Origin of the sequence: Paenibacillus albiflavus (assembly GCF_004344915.1) — a bacterium.
GTDB lineage: Bacteria > Bacillota > Bacilli > Paenibacillales > NBRC-103111 > Paenibacillus_AM > Paenibacillus_AM albiflavus.
In genome coordinates this window covers 1-19,572 of sequence record NZ_SKFG01000020.1, presented here as the reverse complement: position 1 = coordinate 19,572, position 19,572 = coordinate 1, and the positions used below count along the sequence as shown (strand labels likewise).

At 37.6% G+C, this 19,572-nt stretch carries 19 protein-coding genes, 2 pseudogenes and 1 other annotated feature; of the genes and pseudogenes, 2 read left to right on the top strand and 19 right to left on the bottom strand.

The genetic code is table 11. The annotated features are described in order from the left end of the window. Positions 1-28: 28 nt before the first annotated feature. A complete protein-coding gene (locus tag E0485_RS17445; RefSeq protein ID WP_132419360.1) occupies positions 29-1,267 on the bottom strand; it encodes an ABC transporter substrate-binding protein in 1,239 nt (412 codons plus the stop codon). A gap of 348 nt (positions 1,268-1,615) precedes the next feature. Between E0485_RS17445 and E0485_RS17440 the strand changes: the two genes are divergently transcribed. Together E0485_RS17440 and E0485_RS17435 are read left to right on the top strand one after the other, a co-directional pair. Next, complete coding sequence (locus tag E0485_RS17440) at positions 1,616-1,792, top strand: YjfB family protein (protein WP_132419359.1); 177 nt, start codon at positions 1,616-1,618, stop codon at positions 1,790-1,792. A 134-nt stretch (positions 1,793-1,926) separates the two neighbouring features. After that, positions 1,927-2,103 (top strand): aspartyl-phosphate phosphatase Spo0E family protein, encoded by a 177-nt coding sequence (locus E0485_RS17435; protein WP_132419358.1) that lies wholly within the window; start codon positions 1,927-1,929, stop codon positions 2,101-2,103. A 35-nt stretch (positions 2,104-2,138) separates the two neighbouring features. On the opposite strand, the gene E0485_RS17430 is transcribed toward E0485_RS17435, so the two are convergent. The 18 genes and pseudogenes from E0485_RS17430 to E0485_RS17345 form a co-directional block, all read right to left on the bottom strand. Then, positions 2,139-2,342, bottom strand: coding sequence for a DUF6897 domain-containing protein (locus E0485_RS17430; RefSeq protein ID WP_132419357.1), 204 nt, complete (start codon positions 2,340-2,342; stop codon positions 2,139-2,141). A gap of 175 nt (positions 2,343-2,517) precedes the next feature. Continuing rightward, a complete protein-coding gene (locus E0485_RS17425) occupies positions 2,518-2,835 on the bottom strand; it encodes a YerC/YecD family TrpR-related protein (protein WP_132419356.1) in 318 nt (105 codons plus the stop codon). A gap of 131 nt (positions 2,836-2,966) precedes the next feature. Next, positions 2,967-4,355, bottom strand: a complete 1,389-nt coding sequence (gene nhaC / locus E0485_RS17420; protein ID WP_132419355.1) for a Na+/H+ antiporter NhaC — start codon at positions 4,353-4,355, stop codon at positions 2,967-2,969. A gap of 86 nt (positions 4,356-4,441) precedes the next feature. Continuing rightward, the gene (gene thiD, locus E0485_RS17415) at positions 4,442-5,269 is read right to left on the bottom strand and encodes a bifunctional hydroxymethylpyrimidine kinase/phosphomethylpyrimidine kinase (RefSeq protein ID WP_132419354.1); all 828 of its coding nucleotides are present in this window, start codon (positions 5,267-5,269) and stop codon (positions 4,442-4,444) included. A gap of 72 nt (positions 5,270-5,341) precedes the next feature. Further along, complete coding sequence (tdc, locus tag E0485_RS17410) at positions 5,342-7,219, bottom strand: tyrosine decarboxylase (RefSeq protein ID WP_132419353.1); 1,878 nt, start codon at positions 7,217-7,219, stop codon at positions 5,342-5,344. A gap of 56 nt (positions 7,220-7,275) precedes the next feature. Further along, positions 7,276-8,679 carry a tyrosine-tyramine antiporter gene (gene tyrP / locus E0485_RS17405; RefSeq protein ID WP_132419352.1) on the bottom strand — a complete coding sequence of 468 codons (1,404 nt, stop codon included), beginning with the start codon at positions 8,677-8,679 and terminating at the stop codon, positions 7,276-7,278. Positions 8,680-9,412: 733 nt separating this feature from the next. Next, a complete protein-coding gene (locus tag E0485_RS17400; RefSeq protein ID WP_132419351.1) occupies positions 9,413-10,084 on the bottom strand; it encodes a protein rep in 672 nt (223 codons plus the stop codon). A 47-nt stretch (positions 10,085-10,131) separates the two neighbouring features. Beyond that, positions 10,132-11,394: a tyrosine--tRNA ligase gene (gene tyrS / locus E0485_RS17395; protein ID WP_132419402.1), complete on the bottom strand. Its 1,263-nt coding sequence runs from the start codon at positions 11,392-11,394 to the stop codon at positions 10,132-10,134. An 89-nt stretch (positions 11,395-11,483) separates the two neighbouring features. Beyond that, positions 11,484-11,705: a binding site (T-box leader), on the bottom strand. Between the two features lie 200 nt (positions 11,706-11,905). Continuing rightward, a complete protein-coding gene (gene pepF, locus E0485_RS17390) occupies positions 11,906-13,690 on the bottom strand; it encodes an oligoendopeptidase F (RefSeq protein WP_132419350.1) in 1,785 nt (594 codons plus the stop codon). 164 nt (positions 13,691-13,854) lie between these two features. Beyond that, positions 13,855-14,013 (bottom strand): annotated as a pseudogene (locus E0485_RS17385) (TCP-1/cpn60 chaperonin family protein); the annotation flags it as partial. A 433-nt stretch (positions 14,014-14,446) separates the two neighbouring features. Next, positions 14,447-15,364 (bottom strand): restriction endonuclease, encoded by a 918-nt coding sequence (locus tag E0485_RS17380; RefSeq protein ID WP_207911008.1) that lies wholly within the window; start codon positions 15,362-15,364, stop codon positions 14,447-14,449. Between the two features lie 81 nt (positions 15,365-15,445). Next, positions 15,446-15,637: a hypothetical protein gene (locus tag E0485_RS17375; RefSeq protein ID WP_132419348.1), complete on the bottom strand. Its 192-nt coding sequence runs from the start codon at positions 15,635-15,637 to the stop codon at positions 15,446-15,448. Positions 15,638-15,945: 308 nt separating this feature from the next. Further along, positions 15,946-16,362, bottom strand: coding sequence for a hypothetical protein (locus tag E0485_RS17370; protein ID WP_132419347.1), 417 nt, complete (start codon positions 16,360-16,362; stop codon positions 15,946-15,948). 174 nt (positions 16,363-16,536) lie between these two features. Continuing rightward, positions 16,537-16,656, bottom strand: a pseudogene (locus tag E0485_RS17365) (excalibur calcium-binding domain-containing protein); the annotation flags it as partial. Positions 16,657-17,068: 412 nt separating this feature from the next. After that, positions 17,069-17,359 (bottom strand): hypothetical protein, encoded by a 291-nt coding sequence (locus E0485_RS17360; RefSeq protein WP_132419346.1) that lies wholly within the window; start codon positions 17,357-17,359, stop codon positions 17,069-17,071. A gap of 25 nt (positions 17,360-17,384) precedes the next feature. Beyond that, positions 17,385-18,227, bottom strand: coding sequence for a hypothetical protein (locus tag E0485_RS17355; protein ID WP_132419345.1), 843 nt, complete (start codon positions 18,225-18,227; stop codon positions 17,385-17,387). 21 nt (positions 18,228-18,248) lie between these two features. Further along, on the bottom strand, positions 18,249-18,755 hold the full coding sequence (locus tag E0485_RS17350) for a hypothetical protein (RefSeq protein ID WP_132419344.1): 507 nt from the start codon (positions 18,753-18,755) through the stop codon (positions 18,249-18,251). A gap of 517 nt (positions 18,756-19,272) precedes the next feature. Next, positions 19,273-19,572: GyrI-like domain-containing protein (locus tag E0485_RS17345; RefSeq protein WP_207911007.1), on the bottom strand; the 300-nt coding region annotated here is incomplete at its 5' end.

Below are 19,572 nucleotides of genomic sequence, written 5' to 3'. Positions count from 1 at the left end.
TGTATACACCCCTTTTGGTCAACATCATTTATTGCACAGCTTCATTTATAGCTGATTTCGGATCCGTCAAGGTGCTTGGATTAAAGATCTTCTCGAATACAAGCCCTAGTCTATCTGCGACTTCACTCCAGTTCTCTACCTTGTACGAAGCAGGCGTGAAACCCTCACTCCGTTCGAGCATGTTGTAGAATACACGCTTGAGTTCATCCTCCTGAAGCTTCTCGCTCTCAACCACGCTCTTCAGCACTGGCAGCTCATAATCGATACGTGCCTTGTTCGATTCTTCATTCGTCCAGAATTTGATAAACTCCCATGCAGCATCCTTATTCTTCGAATCCTTGGACACCGAGATACCAGATGAAGATACTATGCTAACAGATTTCCCATTAGGAAACTTAGGCATTTCAACAACACCGAAGTTAATCCCTGCATCCTTCAAGCCACCGATTGACCAAGATCCATTACCGAACATAGCAACTTTGCCAGATTTCATCTCCGTAGAGCCTGAACCTTCAGTTGCAATCGCATAGCCATCTTTCAACATGTTCTGGAACATCGTCAATACTTCAATGGATTTCTCACTGTTTGCATTACCCTTTAAATTGCCTTTATCATCAATGTATGCGCTTCCGTTACCCCATAAAAACATTTCAAAATCATATGGATCGGGTTTTCCTGTGAATGCAAATCCGCTGATGTTCTCACTCGGATTGTTCAGCTTCTTGGCAGTTTCCTGCAAATCCTTCCACGTCCAATCGCTCTTCGGATAAGGCAGCCCAGCCTTGTCGAATATATCCTTGCTGTAATAAATCACATGAGTCGTGTATCCAACCGGCAATCCTAGTACTTTTCCATCTGCTGAATTATAATTCCAAAGTGTTTCAAAAAAGTTGTCTTTGAATCCTTTTCCTTCTTTCTCGATGTAGCTATCGAGCGGCTCCAAAGCATTCTTGTAAGTTGGGTAATTCCACATGTACATCACATCAGGTGCATCCTTAGCACCCATCCCAGCAGCAATTTTCGTGTCATACTCACTGCCGTACGCTTCCAAGCTGATGGTAATGTTCGGGTGAGATTCATTAAATTTATCGATTATTTGCTGTTGAAGCGTTAGATTTTCTTCTGAATCCCAGGTTGCGAATCGTAACGTTACTTTGCTTGCTTCTTTACCATCTTGCGCCGATCCCTTCGTCCCTCCACACGCTGACAGGAATAACATTGAGAGAATGACGAGAATAAACCACGACTTTCCTTTCATTTTTTGCATGAGATGCACCCCTTATTCTAATTTGATTGCAAATCATAGATGCTGTACTCCTGTTCTACATTCATGTCTGACACGATGTAAGCGTTATCAATTTCACGTTTTTATTATATTTTTACTATACTAAAAAGTCAATATATTTTACTAAATTATTATTCATTTTTCTTCCGAAATTAATTTTACTTAGGTTGAATAAGCTTATTTAAAGGGGTTTTACTATATATAATCAAACATATCTATCATTTTTAGTTAGTTAAATACGATAGTTTTACTATGGAGGTTTGCTCGATTTATAATCTACAAACCTTCAACCGATATAAATAGAATATCTACTACTAGGAGGCATACTTCATGGACATCGCTGGATTATCAACTGCAATGAAACAAAGTAGTCTTTCTCAAGCTGTTAATGTAAGACTGCTAAAAATGTCTACCGATCAAGCTACTCAGGTTAGTCAAGATCTCGTCAAAATGATCGAGCAGAGCGTCCAACCTAATCTTGGCGGTAACATTGATATTAGAGCCTAGTACTATGGAAAGTATTTAGGGTTCACATGAGGAACCCTCAAGCTGTCGAGAAAGTTCTCGGCAGCTTACTTTTTATCCAAATAATTTAAGTATTTGAGGGAAGTCTAAACCTAAACCACTAATGGAGATGGATTATGACTTCTAAATTAAACAAAATAACAGGTCAAATTGAAGTACTTAGAAAAGAATTAAATGAAATCGTACAGAACAAAGAATTAACCGATTCAGAGGTAATAGCCGCTAGTGAAAAATTAGATGAAGCCTTAAATGAATATGATCGTTTATTAAAGAAACAATCTCGACAATCTTGACACCTTCGAGTTAAAAAAAAACCAACCAATAAAGGTTAGTAGGGTTTTTGCTTTATATTATAGATCTTGTCTATATCGGTAAATAGGATATAGGTTACTCTATCATTGTGTCTAATCTTAACGTAGCCATCTTCATATCGTTCAGCTACGCCTATAACCGTTCTTCTGTCCTTACATATGATATGCAGTTTTTTACCGTCTACTGCAGCTTGTTGGAGTGTTACGTGACGTTTCAACATGATCATCCCCCTCCATCGGTTTAACTATTTATTCGACATATTTCGCTATTATCCTGCAAAATCATACAATTTAGGTATCTGCGATTGTTTCCTTTAACCAAAAAAAAGGCACAGCCACCTCAGAAATTAGAGGAACTGTACCTTTAAGCGTTTTCATTTAAGTGCATCCTGCAACTTACTCTGAAATATTCTCAGGGTGGTGATTATTCTTCATACGTGCAAAAATGAATTCATAGCTGTGATTCCCATGATACAGGGAGCGCTTTACCCGTGAGATTGTAGCTGTGCTTGCTCCTGCTTCCTCTTCAATTTGAGCATACGTATTGTGGTTGTGGAGCATCTTGGCAACTTGAAAGCGTTGAATCATCGTTTTAATTTCATTCACCGTACATAAATCATCAAAAAAGGCGCAACACTCTTCTACGGTTTCCAATGATAATATTCCTTCCATAAAATCATTCAATGCTTTCCCTTGCAGCTCATTTATCAGCATTTATTCCCCTCCTAGATGTCTTAACTACATTGCTGTATGAACTATGTATAACATAATGTAGTATTATTTATTAAGGGTAATTTATTCCAATCGAGCAAAAAAAGTTGGCATATACCAACTTTTTCATTTCATTACTGTTGTCTTTGTGCTGCTCGAGAAGTTTGTGCAGATTTGCTTTTTACAAATCCATATAAAATGTTCAATAGTGGCGCCACGATACAGAATATAGTGAACGGCAAATATTCTAATGTGGATACACCAAGTGTACCCGTAATAAATACACCGCTTACCCCCCACGGTATCAGAGCATTACATGCAGCTCCTCCATTAGCTAGTATCCTCGACAGCTCTTTATGATCCACATTAATTTTATCATATTGCGACTTGAACGCTTCACCCGGTAAAATAATCGACAAATATTGCTCCCCGAGCAAAAGATTGATCCCCATCGAACTGATAGCCGTCATTAAGATGAGTTTTCCTTTCGTGCTCACAAAAGACGTTATTCGTGAAATTATGGTTTTGATGATATTCATTTCTACGAGCAATCCACCTAGTGCCAATGCCAACAGAATCAAGGACACCGACCACATCATGCTCTGAATTCCACCGCGCGACAGCAGCTTGTCCACACTTTCTACTCCCGTGTGAGACACATAACCATCCTGCATCAGCCTCGAAATGTCTGATAAACTGGTATGCGGGTGATAAATATAAAGAACGCCGATGGTAACAACAATACTTAGCAGGAGAGTCGGAATAGCCGGAATTTTCCTCCATGCGCATAAAAAGAGAACTAATACCGGAATTAATGTAACAACAGCAATAGGAAATGAGCTTCTTAATGTATCAATAAGTTCATTAATTTGCTGCCCTGTCGTTAGAACATTGCCATGTCCTACAATGCCGAAAAATACAAGAGAAATTAGAGATGCCGGAATGACAATACGCATCATATAACGGATATGATCAAATAAATCAACCTCGGCAATGGCAGATGCCAGATTGGTCGTATCTGATAATGGGGAGATATTATTTCCTAAGAAAGCACCAGAAATGATGGCACCTGTCGTAATGGCGGGATCGTAACCCATGATATGCCCCATGCCGAAGAAGGCGATGCCAACGGTTGATATTGTCGTAAAGGAGCTGCCCACCGTAATCCCTACCACTGAGCAAATGACAAATACAGAAGGTAAAAAGTATTTAGCGGATAAAATTTTGAAACCATAAACCATAATCGTCTGAATCGTTCCTGCAGCAATCCAAACACTAATTAAAGCTCCAATAAGCATAAAGATAAGAATAGGTACTAGCCCAGGAGTAATTCCATTCTGAATTCCCTTATTGATGCGATCCCAGGAGATCCCTTTTGCTTTGCCGAAAACGATAAGAACGCCCACGGAAATTAATATTGGAATTTGCGGATCCATTCCTAAACCAATAATACATGCTCCAATAATGGCTAACAAAACCACTAAAAGAAATAGACTTTCTTTTAAAGTCACCTCTTTATTCATATGCTGAACTCCTTATCATGGATTAACATCTAGTTTGCAGGGAGTTATATCAATAGAATTGACTTATAAATTGGACAAAGGCTACCTTAGCTATTCACGCGTTGTTCAGCCTTGTTATAAGCACCGTGCCAAACAGGACCTACGAAGCGATTAAACGCAAATCCACCTTGAATACCTGCGGTAGTAAATTGCTTAGCCTTGGCAACTGCAGCTTTGACGGACATTCCTTTGGCTAATCCTGCAGCGATAGCAGCAGCAAATGTGCAACCTGCACCGTGATTATGATTCGTATCCAACTTCTCTGCTTCATACATCGTGAAATCGGTACCATCGAATAGCAAGTCAATGGCTTTCTCGTCCTCAAGCGCCTTACCGCCTTTGATGACAATGTTTTTAGCTCCGAGTTTGAATATTTTTTGGGCAGCTTCCTTCATCTCATCAATTGTGCTGACTTTACTTATACCTGCAAGCTGACCCGCTTCAAACAAGTTCGGCGTCACAATGGTTGCTCTAGGCAGCAGTAATTCAAGAATAGCCTGTCCATTCTCCGGTTGAACGACTTCATTTTCTCCTTTACATACCATGACAGGATCGATAACGACATTGGCAATATCGTGCTCATCAATAATCTTGCTCAAAAGCTCGATCACTTCAATAGAACCAAGCATACCTGTTTTTAAAGCGTCCAGTTTGCCTCCGGATAAGACAGTTTTAATCTGCTGATGTACAAGCTCAGAATCAATTGGATGAACTGCATGATGCCAGTTGTTATTCTCATCCATCGTTACAATCGAAGTGATGGCAGAAAAACCAAAAGTTCCATATTCTTCAAATGTCTTAAGATCCGCTTGAAGTCCAGCGCCTCCGCTGGAATCGGAACCTGCAACCGTCAATACTTTTCTTATGTGAGACATATCTGGCTCTCCTTTGTGGATAAAGAGGAATGCATAACATCCAAAAACAGTTATGCATTCCAGCTTTATAATTTATTCGTTCATTTCGTACATGTAGATTTTTTCAAGTTTCTGTTGAATTGCTTTTTCAATTTTACCTGCATATTCTTCGAATGTTGCAGCGTCATGCGCATATGGAGACAGCGCACAAGCACGAAGGATTGTAACTTTACCTACATGGCTCCATTCTTTTTCGGTAAATCCAAGGCTCTTCACAAATTCCAGCGGGCTGTTGCCGTAGTCCGGAATAGCAAAGTCTGTATGGGAAGTAATAAATTCATTGCTGTACAGACCGCCTTTAACGTAAGAAGCATAGTCGAAAAAGTCATGGTTCAGTTTGTTCATCTTCGCCAGATCAGTGTTGCCTTCTTCGTTAAATACATAGTCAACCATGTTGAAGTCAGGTTTAGTCAATGGATGAAGCACAATCGTTTTGCCATTAACTTCAAATTTCTTGTTCTTCAAGAAATTGTAGAAGCGGTATGCACCTTCGATGCTAGCACCCATCAATTTACCGTAACCTGTAACGTTCAGCGGCAATACTTTATGGGCTGTCCATACAGCAGCTGCTGTTGCGCCTGCTTTGGAGCCTTCAAGGATATACGCACCAAGCAGTGCAGGAATATCTGCGCCTTTTTCGAATACATAAGTTGCGAAGTAAGAAATCGCTTCACGCATTCTGATGTCACGGATTGCAATCGCACCAGCAGAGTAAGGAATGTAACCCATTTTGTGAGGGTCAATTGTAACGGATTCTGCTTTGCTAATGGCTTTAAAGGAATTATAAATATCTTCAGTAAGCCATTCGTCTTTCAGCGTCATATCTGTAAAGATGTTGTATTTTTTGTACACTTCATCAATCTTGTTGTATTCGATAAATTCATCATTTTCATCGAGGAAGATTGCACGAGCATAACCGCCATATGCAGCATCGATGTGAACGTAATAGTAGATGCCTTCTTTAGCAAGTTTTTCACGCAGTTCGATGATTTTGTCAATATGGTCAACTTGACCTTCTTCGGTACTTCCGACAACACCCACTACGCCGAGAACCGGAATTTTTTGCTCAGCCAGTTCGCGAATGCGTTTTTCAAGTTTCTCGATGTCCATGCGGTATTCGCTGTCAACATCGATAGCTTCAACTTGATCCAGACCGATACCGATAATATCGCCGGCTTTCAACCAGGAATAATGTTTGGTTTGTGGAATGAGCCATTTACCAAGTTTTTGAAGATTATTGCCGCCGCGAGCGGATTTAGCTTTAATTTCATCCATATGGTCAGCGAGTTTTTCTGTAAGTTCCATGATTTCTTCCGTGGACATGTTCAGCAATTCCCATTCGGATTTGCCTGCAACAGCCTCAGGTGTAACTTCTTTGATAGCCAGTGGAAGGGATTTGATATTACGTGCATACCAGAGACCTTCCAAGTTAGCGATGGAACCGTCCGCACAAATGTGGCCCCAGCTTTTGCCTGCTTTGTAGCTCATCATTTTAGCAAGTTCATGACCAACTTCTTCTTCCATTTGCGACGTACCTGGAGAGGACTCATAAGCCACGTTATTACCGTTCCAAAGCATTGCTGCTGTATAAGCGATGATGGATGGCATCAAGGTTTCGGAATTCATATGTCCCCAGAAACGGCCTGCTGTATGCCATGGCAGCGACTCCGAACGAAGTTTGGAAGACAATACGTTAAATACGCTGCGCACATGATCGGCTGTATCTTGGAAGCTCTTTGAACTTTTATCGAAAGGCGTAATTACTGGCAAGTCTTGTGGTTGGTAATTTTGACGCCAGCCCACATGCTCGTCTACGACCTTGAGCAGCACTTCTTTGAATAGATCGACGTTTTCGCCTTTAGAGCCAAGGAACAATGCTTTGAGGTTAATATCTGGGATTTGATAGTTCATGATGAGTACCTCCGTATAATAGTATTTATAATAAAAAGCTTACTGTGTGACATTTTTCACTTTCGTTTCCAGCTTGGTTTCTTAAATTTGTAGATTACTAGAGCAATACCAACCATTACGACAGTTGCAACAACCTGGTAAATGACGTATCCTGTCGAGAAGCTTTCAGGCAGAATGGATGGTGGAATTAAGCTGACAATGATGGTGATCAGAACGCTAAGCAAGGCCAGAATCGATACGAACCACATCAAGCCATTGCCTTTGCCCAGACGGAATGGTCTGTTAATTTCAGGCAATTTGTAACGAAGGCGGATTGCGGAAATAGCAATCAGCGCATATACGATACAGTACAGAATTGTTGTTGTAATCGTGATTACCAAGAATGCACTGTTTACGTCAGGAACGACGATGTACATGACAGAAACCAGTGAGATAACAATTGCTTGGATCATAACGAAGGTAATTGGAATACCTTTGCTGTTTCTCTTTTGGAAGAATGGCGGCAAGTTACCGTCTTCCGCTACTTTGATCATCGATTTACTTGGACCAAGTACCCAAGCACTAAGCTGAACAAGTACACCGATCAAGATCATCGCAGAAATAATGTTAACGAAGATGGGTGGAATACCTAAATCTTGGCAGAAAATCATGTAAGGTTGAGTGATATTCGAAAGTTCCATTTTGCCCATTGGAACACCATTCGCAACAGTCAAACCTGCAATCAGGTTGAAAATAACCAGCAGAATTACGGATGCAATAACTGCGATTGGATAGTTGCGTTTTGGATTTTCAATGTTATTCGCGTGTACTGAGGAAATCTCAACACCGGCGAAGATAAAGATGATACCTGACAGATACGCAAGGCTTCCTAAGTCGCTAAAGTCTGGAAGCAGATTGCTTGCTTGGAAGTCAGCCAAGTAGCCTTCTGGATTAATACCGTTTTTGATCATGTAAGCAACACCAAGTCCGACGAGGAAGAAGAACGGAATATATACCCCGATAATTGATCCCCAGCCACCGGCGATTTTAACCATGTCGAACTTCAAGTTCAACAGGGTAACACCCCAGTAAGAAATCAGAATAACTGCAAATATAAACAAGTTATTCGACGACAAGCTTGGAACGTCAATGACATAACCAAAAAGTACACCTACAGTTGAAGCAACCATAACCATACCGAAGAACATTTGGGCCCATAATAGCCACGAGGTGACGAAACTCCATTTCTCACCCAATGCTTTTTTAACCCAGACTGCCGGTCCACCCTCTTCCGGGAATCCTGTTGACAGCTCAGCAGACATCAATGCAATTGGAAGTGCAAATAAAACTGCTGCTACAAGCATGTAGAAGATTTGTGTCCAACCGGTAATAGATAGCGTCGGTACACTACGTACAGTACCGAAGAATGCCATCGTAATACCAATTAAACCGAACAGCGTCAATTTTTTTGAATTGGCCATAGTCCATCCTGCTTTCTCTCTATTATTTTTCTTCCTAACTATTCCAATTAATGAATAAGATATGAATAATCATTGAAGGAATATAACTGAAGTGTTAGGAGACCACCGCCTTGTTCTTATAACAAAAATTTGATAAAAGTGTTAATCGATTAACTTTCACCGCCAGTATACGTCTTATTTTTTTGTTCTGTCAATGCGTTTTAAAACACTGCTATATAAGGATTATAAGATTTTTCCAGAATCTTATTAATGAGTACTTTAAAGGTTTCACCACTTCATTGAAGAATGCTTTAAATGATGTACGCTTTTATGCGGCAAAGAATTCTCCGGAAAAAGTATTGAATAATAATACATTATATTGACTATTTATAAATTCATTTTTCACTTTGAAGATCTCATTGGCTTCACGTTAACTCTATTAAAATAGAAGAGTCTCATTTGACCAAAAAGGAATACTTATACATCCAGGGGAACATGTCTGTTTATTCATAGAACCGCAACAGATCTAACATAAATAGTAATATCCACTCTTTCTTCTATTATCTTGAATTTAGATTCAAATTTGGAACGTAAACCCACTTGAAGTGCTAAGGGTAAATTTGGAAGAAAAAAAATAAAAAAGACTGATTTTCAGCTGTCTTCCAGCTCAAAAATCAGTCTTATTGTCATTAAAAATTACACATTTTTTGTGATAGATGTCATAGCGAAAACCGAGGAAAAATGGGTGATTTCCTTAATTTTTTATTCCAGGATACCAATGTATCATGAAATCAAATGCACAGTTGGCAACTACATCATTTGTATCATATTTATTCAAGTCATATTCAATCCCTGGATACAAGTAATCCATCTCTTCTTTTATCAATCTACTATATCCTACGAGTCTGCGTGCAGCAAGTTGGCCATCACTTTCGGCTTGGAATCGATCTGGTTCATTCTGCAATCGGATTAAGCCTTGCTCCATCTTATAAATAGTATCCTGCTGATCGCATTTTCCATTTAAGACATTCACGCTCACCGACAAGTTATTTTCTGGTTCCATATCGAGCGCCTTCTGCCATAATGATAGCCATTCACCATACTTGATATAGTATCGGCCTTGAAAATAACTCTTGATCGTCGGCACTAGAATATGAATTGTCGGATGGTATACTTCTTCCTCTTTCTTGATGTCCAGCATGCGATAATAGCCCAATGTTGCCTGCTTCACACATTTATACTTAAACAATCGATTGAGACCGATGAGCATACGATCTAGCTCTTCATTAATCTTCTCATATGCAACATGTCTCAGTCCTAATTCAATGATGAGCCAGTTAACTTGCTTGCTTTGGTTCACTCTCGATATTAAACGATGATTAAAATATGCTAGTTGAAGTGATCTTCTCCACGATGATCCCGGCATCTCTAATCCTCGCCTCCATTCTTTGAAAGAGAAAGCTGATAAATCAGCTATTCTCCCAGTTTCACGAGGTTGTAACTCTTTTTACCCTTGCGAATAATGATGAATCGTCCACCGAAGGAGTTGTCCACTGTAACGTCCATATCCAAGTCCGTTACTTTCTCTCCATTCATTGAAATAGCTCCATTTGTAATGTCTTCACGCGCTTGACGCTTGGATGGTTCAATTCCTAATTCAACGAGCCAGTCTACAATATTTTTAGCTTCCCTGGAAGCATGGAATGTAGGCATATCCTTGAAACCTTGTTCGATTTCATCCGCTGTCAGTGACTTAATGTCGCCGCTGAATAATGCTTCTGTAATCTTTTGTGCTTGAATCAACGCTTCTTCGCTGTGCACGAACTTTGTCATTTCTTCAGCAAGTACACGTTGTGCTTCGCGTTTATGAGGCTCTGTCTGCACCTTCACTTCCAATGCGTCGATCTGTTCTTTCGTTAAGAACGTGAAGAATTTCAGGTATCTAATTACATCGCGGTCATCCGTATTTGCCCAGAACTGGTAGAACTCGAACGGTGTTGTCTTTTTCGGATCAAGCCAGATAGCACCACCAGCTGTTTTACCAAATTTTGTACCGTCCGCTTTTAACATCAACGGAATTGTTAAGCCGAATGCTTTAGCTTCTGACCCTTCTTTTTTACGAATCAGATCAAGACCACTTGTAATGTTGCCCCACTGATCCGCACCGCCGATTTGCAATTGGACATCTTCATTCTTGAACAAATGATGGAAGTCCATGGACTGAAGAATTTGGTAGGAGAACTCGGTAAAGGAAATTCCCGAATCCAAACGGCTTGCTACAATGTCTTTCGCCAGCATCGTGTTGACGCTGAAGTTTTTCCCGTAATCACGAAGGAAATCCAAGATTGTAAGGTTATGCGTCCAATCGTAGTTATTCACCATTCGAAGACCTGTGTCTCCCTCGTTAACGAACAGCTTCTTCATTTGCGCTGTCAACGCATCTACATTCTGCTGTACTTGTTCCATCGTCTGCAACGTACGTTCTGTTGTACGGCCACTCGGATCGCCAATTGTTCCGGTTGCTCCGCCAATCAAGATAACAGGTCGATGTCCTGCAAGTTGGAATCGTTTCATCATCATAAATGGAATCAAGTGGCCAATATGCATACTGTCACCCGTAGGGTCAACACCACAGTATAAGGAGATTGACTTCTCGCTTGTTAATTTACGCAAACCTTCTGCATCTGTCTGTTGATTAATAGCATCGCGCCATTCCAATTCATCAATAATGTTCATCATGATAGTTCAGCTCCTTGGTCAATTTTGTGATAATATGTTGAAATTGTGATTATAAAACAAAAAAATCGTACCTAGTCTGTTATAGACATAGGGACGATTGATTACCGTGTTACCACCCAAATTGCATTAATAGTGCTGCAGTCGCTATTAATACCACTCTCGGCAATGATATCGATTGCCAGTCCGCTTAGCGTTACCTAAGTTCCTCCAGAGTGTAATTCGCAACATTTGTGTGTGCCAGGTCGCATCAACCCCTGGCTTTCTGAGTCAGTGACAAATATACTACTTCGCTCTTTCATCGTGTTAACTAATATTAGATTATGGACAATCATAGTAGTATTAAATTGATTTGTCAACACTAAATTTATAAAAAATGAAAAAAGGCCTTTTAAAAGTTCGATGAACTAATGAAAGGCCTCTTATTAACAAATCTTACATCATGCCGCCCATTCCACCCATGTCGCCCATGTCAGGCATTGCTGGTTTGTTTGTTCTACTTCATTTTATTCTATAACAATGCTTCGAGCTCTTTCATGGTACGTTCGAAGTTAGCTAAGGTGTCTTCAATTGGTTTCGGCGTGGACATATCCACTCCTGCCTGCTTTAGTAGATTGATGGAATAATCAGAGCCACCTGTAGTTAGGAAATGGCGATATCGCTTAATTGCCGGCTCACCTTCTGTCAACATTTGATCTGCCAAGCTAATTGCAGCAGAAAGCCCTGTTGCATATTGATAGACATAGAAATTCATATAGAAATGTGGGATCCGGCACCATTCAAAGCGCAACTCGGGATCAATCACAAAATCAGACCCGTGGTAATGACGATATAAATCTTCATATAAATTACAGAGTGTTTCTGGTGTAATCGGTTGGTCACTCTCCACCAATTCATGCACCTGTTTTTCAAAATCAGCAAAAAAGGTTTGTCTATAAAACGTGGAGCGAATTTTATCCAACTGCTCAGAAAGAAGCATTGCCTTCTCATGATTATTTTTGGCTCGCTTCAATAAATAATGGTGCAATAAATTCTCATTTACAATTGAGGCCACTTCTGCACTGAAAATCGTATACTGCGAATTCACAAACGGTTGATTTTTCACACTATAATAACGGTGCATCACGTGCCCCAATTCATGAGCCAATGTAAATACATCATCAAGTGTTCCTGAGTAATTAAGCAAAGAGTATGGATGTACGCCATAGGCTCCTGTTGCATAAGCACCAGAGGTTTTACCCTTATTCGGATATACATCAATCCAGCGGTCGCTGAAAGCAGTTCTGAGAACATCAATATAATCCTCGCCGAGCACTGATAAAGCCTCGAGAATCATATCTTGTGCTTCTTCGTATGTATAGGTTTGATGCTCACCTTGTACAATCGGAGTAAATAGATCATAAAGGTGAATCTCATCCAACCCCATCACTCGTCTTCTCAATTCAATGTACTCATGAAGCAGAGGAGCTCCTTTACGAACGGATGCGACCAAATTATCATAAACTGACTCTGGAATAAAGTTTTGCCCCACAGCTAACGCAAGTGCGGAAGTGTAATTCCGTGTCTTGGCAACAAATACATTATGCTTTACTGCTCCCAAATAGGTGGAGGTAAATGAATTTACATGTGATGAATAAGTAGATAATAGTCCACGGAACACATTCTCCCGAACGATGCGATTGGAGCTGTTCATTGACTTGCGATAACTGGACTCATTCGCAAGTATGTTTTCTCCATTCTCTCCTTCTACCTCAGGGAACTGTAGATCATTCACTCTAATATCATCATAAATTTTCCGAAATGAGCCCCCTAATGCATTCATTTTGGAAAGTAAATCTTCCATGTCAGAAGATAAGATATGGTTCTTTAAGCGAAATATTTTTTCGAATTTATGACTATAAATAGCTAAGTGCGGCTCTACGTTCAAGAATTCTCTAAATTGTGCTTCATCTAATTCGGATAATTCAGGTTCATAAAAGGCAAGTTTTCCTTTCACCAAAGTGTTTAATGAATATACTCGTTCATATCGAGCTTTAGATAAAGATTCATTCATATTGGTATCTAAGATCATCTTGGCATAACCAAATGCTCTGGATAAAGTAATATAGATTTGATCTACCTTATTCAAAGAATCATAAAGATTCTCTACAGAAGTAGTCAATTTTCCCTTGTATTGTACTACTTCTTCCACTGTATCCCGAATTTCCTGCATTGCATTTTCCCAATCCTGCTCTGTAGCATAAAAATCGTTTAAATTCCAAGTGAATTGTTCTTCAATTTCATTTCTATTCTTCATTTCTCTTCACCCCTATTTAAGTGTCCATACAATAATTCGTGTCGAATGTCGATATTCCTTTTTTAAACCCAAATGAAAAGAAAGAAGCCTCCCACAAGTTCAGTGAACTTATGAGAGGCTTCTATATATCAGGGGGGTGATGCGCAAGGCTGCTAAAGCCTATCTTACATCATGCCGCCCATTCCACCCATGTCAGGCATTGCTGGTTTGTTTGGTTCTGGCTTATCAGCGATTACAGCTTCAGTTGTTAAGAACATAGCTGCAACGGATGCTGCGTTTTGAAGCGCGGAACGAGTAACCTTAGCAGGGTCAACGATACCTGCTTAAAGGTTTTTGGGCATTTTATATCACAATTATTAATAGCAAATTTAGAGCGATGACCACTTCTTGCAATCATCCTTACAATTACATTGTAAAGCAGTGATTGATTTATGTAAATACGTCACACCTTCAAAATAAAAAGCACATACCTTTAAGATTAATCCACAGGTAACGCTTCTCTTATGCACCTTATTACATATTTACATTTCAAGAGTAAACACTCCTTAGATCCAAATCATGTAACCGCCAAAATATGATTTATCCAAATAAGAACTATATTTCTCGCTTCTCTATTTATAGATAAAATTGTGATTTCATGTATCATTGCCACACTCAATTGTTTCACATTAATAATAAATCTTTATTGGTCAATTATAAAAATAGTCAGAATAACAGTAAGAAATAAACTATAGAACACTAACCTCATTAGATTGTCTAATTATTCCTTTTGTACTTTCTACGTTTATTATCTACTAGAATATCTAGTCTATCGACCCAGTCACTCCCTAGATGAGCATTAAGAAGAACATTAATATCTTCATACGACCATATTTGAATTCTTTGATCCCTTTTTTTTAAATTTTCATTTACGTACCCAGTACAAAAAATCACCCCTCTATTCACCTTATTTTCTATCATAACATCACGGAATGCTCTAACAGTTTCTAGTTTCAACTTAGTCGTTTTATACAACTTGCATTCCACATATACATATTCATAACCATCTGGCCTCTCTATATTTGCAATAATATCTTTACCGCCATCACGAGTTGAAAGTGTCCATTCAGTATCGTAACCCATTCTTTCATATAGATATTCGATTAACCACTCAAATTCCACTGGCTTCAACTTCGTAAGTCTGTCTAAAGAATTTTCAAAACGAATAAATTTAGCCATAATTATTTCAGTACATTGCTCAATACCTATAATTCTATCATCAGGTAAATTAGCCTGTGCTAATAAGTAACTCTGAAGTGCTTTTATTGCATTATAAGGATTTCTTGGTAATAATTCTAGAACCCATGTTAAACCTTCCCAAGCATCCTGACCATTTGCTAATCTCTTATATATTTCATTCTGAGACATACTACTCGCCAATTCAATATACGGTTCACTTTTTGAGTCTCTCATAAGAACAAAAGCGTCATAATTTGATATATCTATCCTTCGAGTTATAGGGACTAATAAGCATCTCAGCAATGCTTTCACTTCATCGATAGACTTAGCCTCAATTCCTCCCACATACTCATCTACCCACTCATCATAAGGTATTCTGTAACAAGGGTACACATCTTTTTCGTAATTAATAACAAGATACAACCATTCATCTAATGTACTATAATTATCTGACACTCTATATCTCCTCAATATAACTTAATACATACAACAGAAATACCGAAAATCATGAACAACTTCAATATTAAGTCATGCTTATTATATAAATATTCTGTTTTTATCGTCCTTTTTAATGTCTTTAACTAGTCTTACACTATATGTAACACCACCATTCCAAGACACTAATTCTTCTCCACATAAACAACTCTCACTGTCTTTGTCTCTCATTGGACTATGATGCTTAGTAATAAGCCACTCTCTCCCACATGTACAAATATGTGTATTTGTCATTTCATTTCCTCCTCTTGATATAATAAGAAATCCGTGTTTCATGGATAGTGCTTACGTTTAATTATTTGAATGAAACTGTAAGTGCCATATAAAATGCTTTTCACTCTCTTGATTATAATGTCTACACTTCTGACCAACGATTGAACTGATATATTTTATCGATTAGATAATAATCTTATCTAATCCCATTAAATTAAAGCTATCCACTAATTGAATATATTAAATTCAAGAAATATCATCTAATCCATGTAGTGTAGGGGTTTCATTTGGGTATGAAGTAGTCCTACTAAGTTTTATTATTATCCTCATTAATTCCTTTTTAAAAAATCATTCACTGTTTTAGTTAAAGAAACAATCATATTAGTAACTTCTTTTACACCATCTCTACTTATTAAAAAAAGTGTAAGTCCCATTGCAAACAAAGAAAATGAGTCACTATATAAGCTAATTTCATCCATACTTAAGTTTTGAAAATAAGGTATATTAGGTATTCCTAATAAGCTAATGAACGCAACTGTCTGAAAAGAATTTTTAATTATTCCTCTTAATTTAAATAGTTCTATCAGTAAAAATACCAATGCACAAGTCGAAACACCTAGTATAAACAAGGGAGTGAAACTAATACCATTAATTCTTAAAATACCCAAAATAAAAATTGATAAACCTAGCATAGCAACTATATCGAAAGAATTTAACATCCTTTCGACCTCATTCTTATCTTTCATAGAACAACCCTTTCAGCGGTTTAATTAATAAATCGAGCATCCAATCACTTCTATATCATTCATTTTCTTAGCCACTTTTGTAAAGTGTCATAGTCAATATCAAATGCAAATTTAAAATCTATTGATTCAATTAATTGGTTATTGCCTTTATTGCTTGATCTCCCCTGTCTTTCATTACTCGCAGCCAATTCCATCACCATCTCTATCTAGTGCTTTACGGTATACAGGATCTCCTTTATTAATTGGTGTGGCACCCGCTGCTCTAACTGCTGCACAGTTTTTATAATAAGCATTAGAACAAAGCCACAATAAATAATAATGAACTCTGTTTGCGATTCTTTAATCCTAAGAAAGCAACATTCCACTTGATTAATCCAATAATCCCCAAAATGATTGATATTAAAAATAGAAAGGCTAATATTGTAGCAATCGTCTCCTTAATAATCCTCCAAGATTAAATTTCATTGTCTTATGACTGCATATAGTACGATACCCCAAAATGTAAGACCTGTTAATACAACTACACAAGACACTAAAGCTTTTATCCATCTTGGAGATTCACGATCTAACCAACTAAAAAAATCTCTTATGTACGATAATATTGCTTTACCGAAAATGAAAAATACTATAATCAATATTATTACAATTGAGAACCCACCATCATGCGCGCCTCTCATGATTAGCAACTCCTAATGCAATCGGCACTTTAACCGAATCTTTTTTTGCATTCTAGTATTGAAGGAAATTCTCTGCCATTAATGAATATGTAGTACTTTCTTAAGACGTTTTGTATTGCTCCATTTTTATCGCCAAATTCTCTCTGAATTCTTAAAAGTGTTTGATACATTTGATAATCATCAAGTACCACAATGTCTAAATTAACTTTCAAATCTCTTTCGATTTTTCTTACTTTACTCATCCTTGAGTTGACTGCTTTATCTTTACTTGTAATACTCTCCAGTGAACCCAAAAAGGAAGCGAATCGTTCCTCTTTCATAAAATTTATCCTCCTTATGAAATCGTCATTTTATCGAATTTACATAATTGATAAATTTAAATTTGCGCTCATTTTTTTCCATTTCAACTATTGCACTTGTATCTACTTGAAAATTATTTAAAATTGATATTGCTACTTCAGTAATGTGATACATAATCAGTGGCATCGATACATAATAGTAATCCCAATATTCAGTATGTTCTTTTTCATCAAAAAAAACAAAATTAAGATTTTCTGACTTTGTTTTATAGAAGTTAAACGTTGTAACGATATGGTTAGCCTTGTTCCAAATACGTTCAAAACTAAAGTCATCTTTTTTACTATAGCGCATTTCATAAATAAACATATATTGCTCTAACCCAGTATCAGCTATTCTTTCAGCATTTTTAATTATTTCTAATTTTCTTTGACCTGATATTTTATCAGGAGCGAAATTTTCAGAATTACCACTCTTAAATTTGGAAATAAAATCATTAGCATCGCTTAGTATCCATTCTAATAACAATAGATTATCCTTTAGAGGCTTTCTTAGTAAAGCATATGCAACAGTTAATTTCCCTCTTTCTGAGCATGTTAGAGATTCATATATAAAATGACATAAATCAGTCAAAACGGCAAAGTATACTTGCTTAATCATCATATCAAAAATGACTTCGTCGTAATTATTGTTTTCCAACCAACACCATAAGTTCTCTCCTTCTAAACTATCTATATGAGATAAATCTTCCTCATTTTTTATTTGTATTTCAGAACCTATCAATTCATAATTTTCGCATGAATAAATAATATTTGCTAAAAGATCATGTAAATCAAAGATATAGTCATGAGTTTTCTGATATTTTTTAGGCAATATACTTCTTCTCTTCATTCAAATACTCCTTTAAAATTATCATTTATTCATTTTTGATATAGCGAAATTACTCAATTTACCCAAATTATCTTCAAACAAAATATTCAAAAATTTATCGTGATACTCTTGTTTCTCTGAAGTAAGATTATCGTAATTAACAAGTTTTTTAAGCATTACTAAATCCTTCTCGTCATAAAATTTTCTCCAAAGAATTGAAAATACCCCTTGTTCCTTTGGAACATCTTTTCGGAAAATGAACTCATCAGCCTTTTTGTAATCACATCCCCTATCAAAAAATACCTTAATTGCTATTTCTTTATCTACTTCAAATTCTGTGTTAATTCGAACTCTGTTTACTGCAGCCCGTTTTACATCTTCTCGAATTGATCCAAAAATATGTACTAAAGCATGCGTCATCTTATACTTATTGTTTAGTTCCAATACTGTACTACCACATATAAATTCATCAAGCATATCTTGTATTCGATTATGCTCTATGTATTCAATTTCATTATCTTCAATTTCATATGGGTTAGGTTCACGCATACATTCACATCCTTATGAAATTAGTTTTTTATACAATGGATACTCTGGATTATCGTACCACTAATTTTGGAATACATAAACGAGAAATCTTAAAGAAAAAGAGAGTCTATTAATCGGTAGACCTATACTAATTGAATATCTTCCAAAATTGAAGGCAGCAAAAATAAGCAGCTCACGAGACGGAAATCAGAGTATTAAAGAATAAGCTGAAAAGCACCAAAGCAGAACAACGCACCGAAATATAAACGGTGTGCCTTCCTTATTACGCTTTGCAAAGAGGATATTAGTGAGAAACGATTAAATAGCTATCGTTGATTTCTACAAAACACATAAAGCCATCCTAGACGACTTTCATGGTATAAAAAAAAGCACAATCGCGTGGATTGTGCTTTAGATGAAACATCTCTTTTATTGAACTATCGTTCTCCGTTAGCTGAATAAATAAAGATATTGATTCATGCCAGAACGTAGAAAGACCCACAAACGATGGTTTGCAGGGTCACTCCTCTTTCGTGGACTATTTCTCTTCGATTGGCGTATAAATCTCTAGCTCACTTTCAGGTGAAGTCGGATTAAATCTTTCGTCCATCAACTCCACTACCCAACCTTTACTATGTTTGTAGCCATTCTCATCAATCCAACGGTTAAGAGAACCATAAGCATCACCTATTTTCCAAATCTCACCTTTGTGCGTATAGACAGCATAAGTGCACACAGGAGTGGTCTGGCTTACCATTCCTTGTGGAATAGAACCAATCTCTGTGACTTGAGCGGTTGTATAGTAGGTTCCAAGGTTATCGGGTGCATAATTACCTGG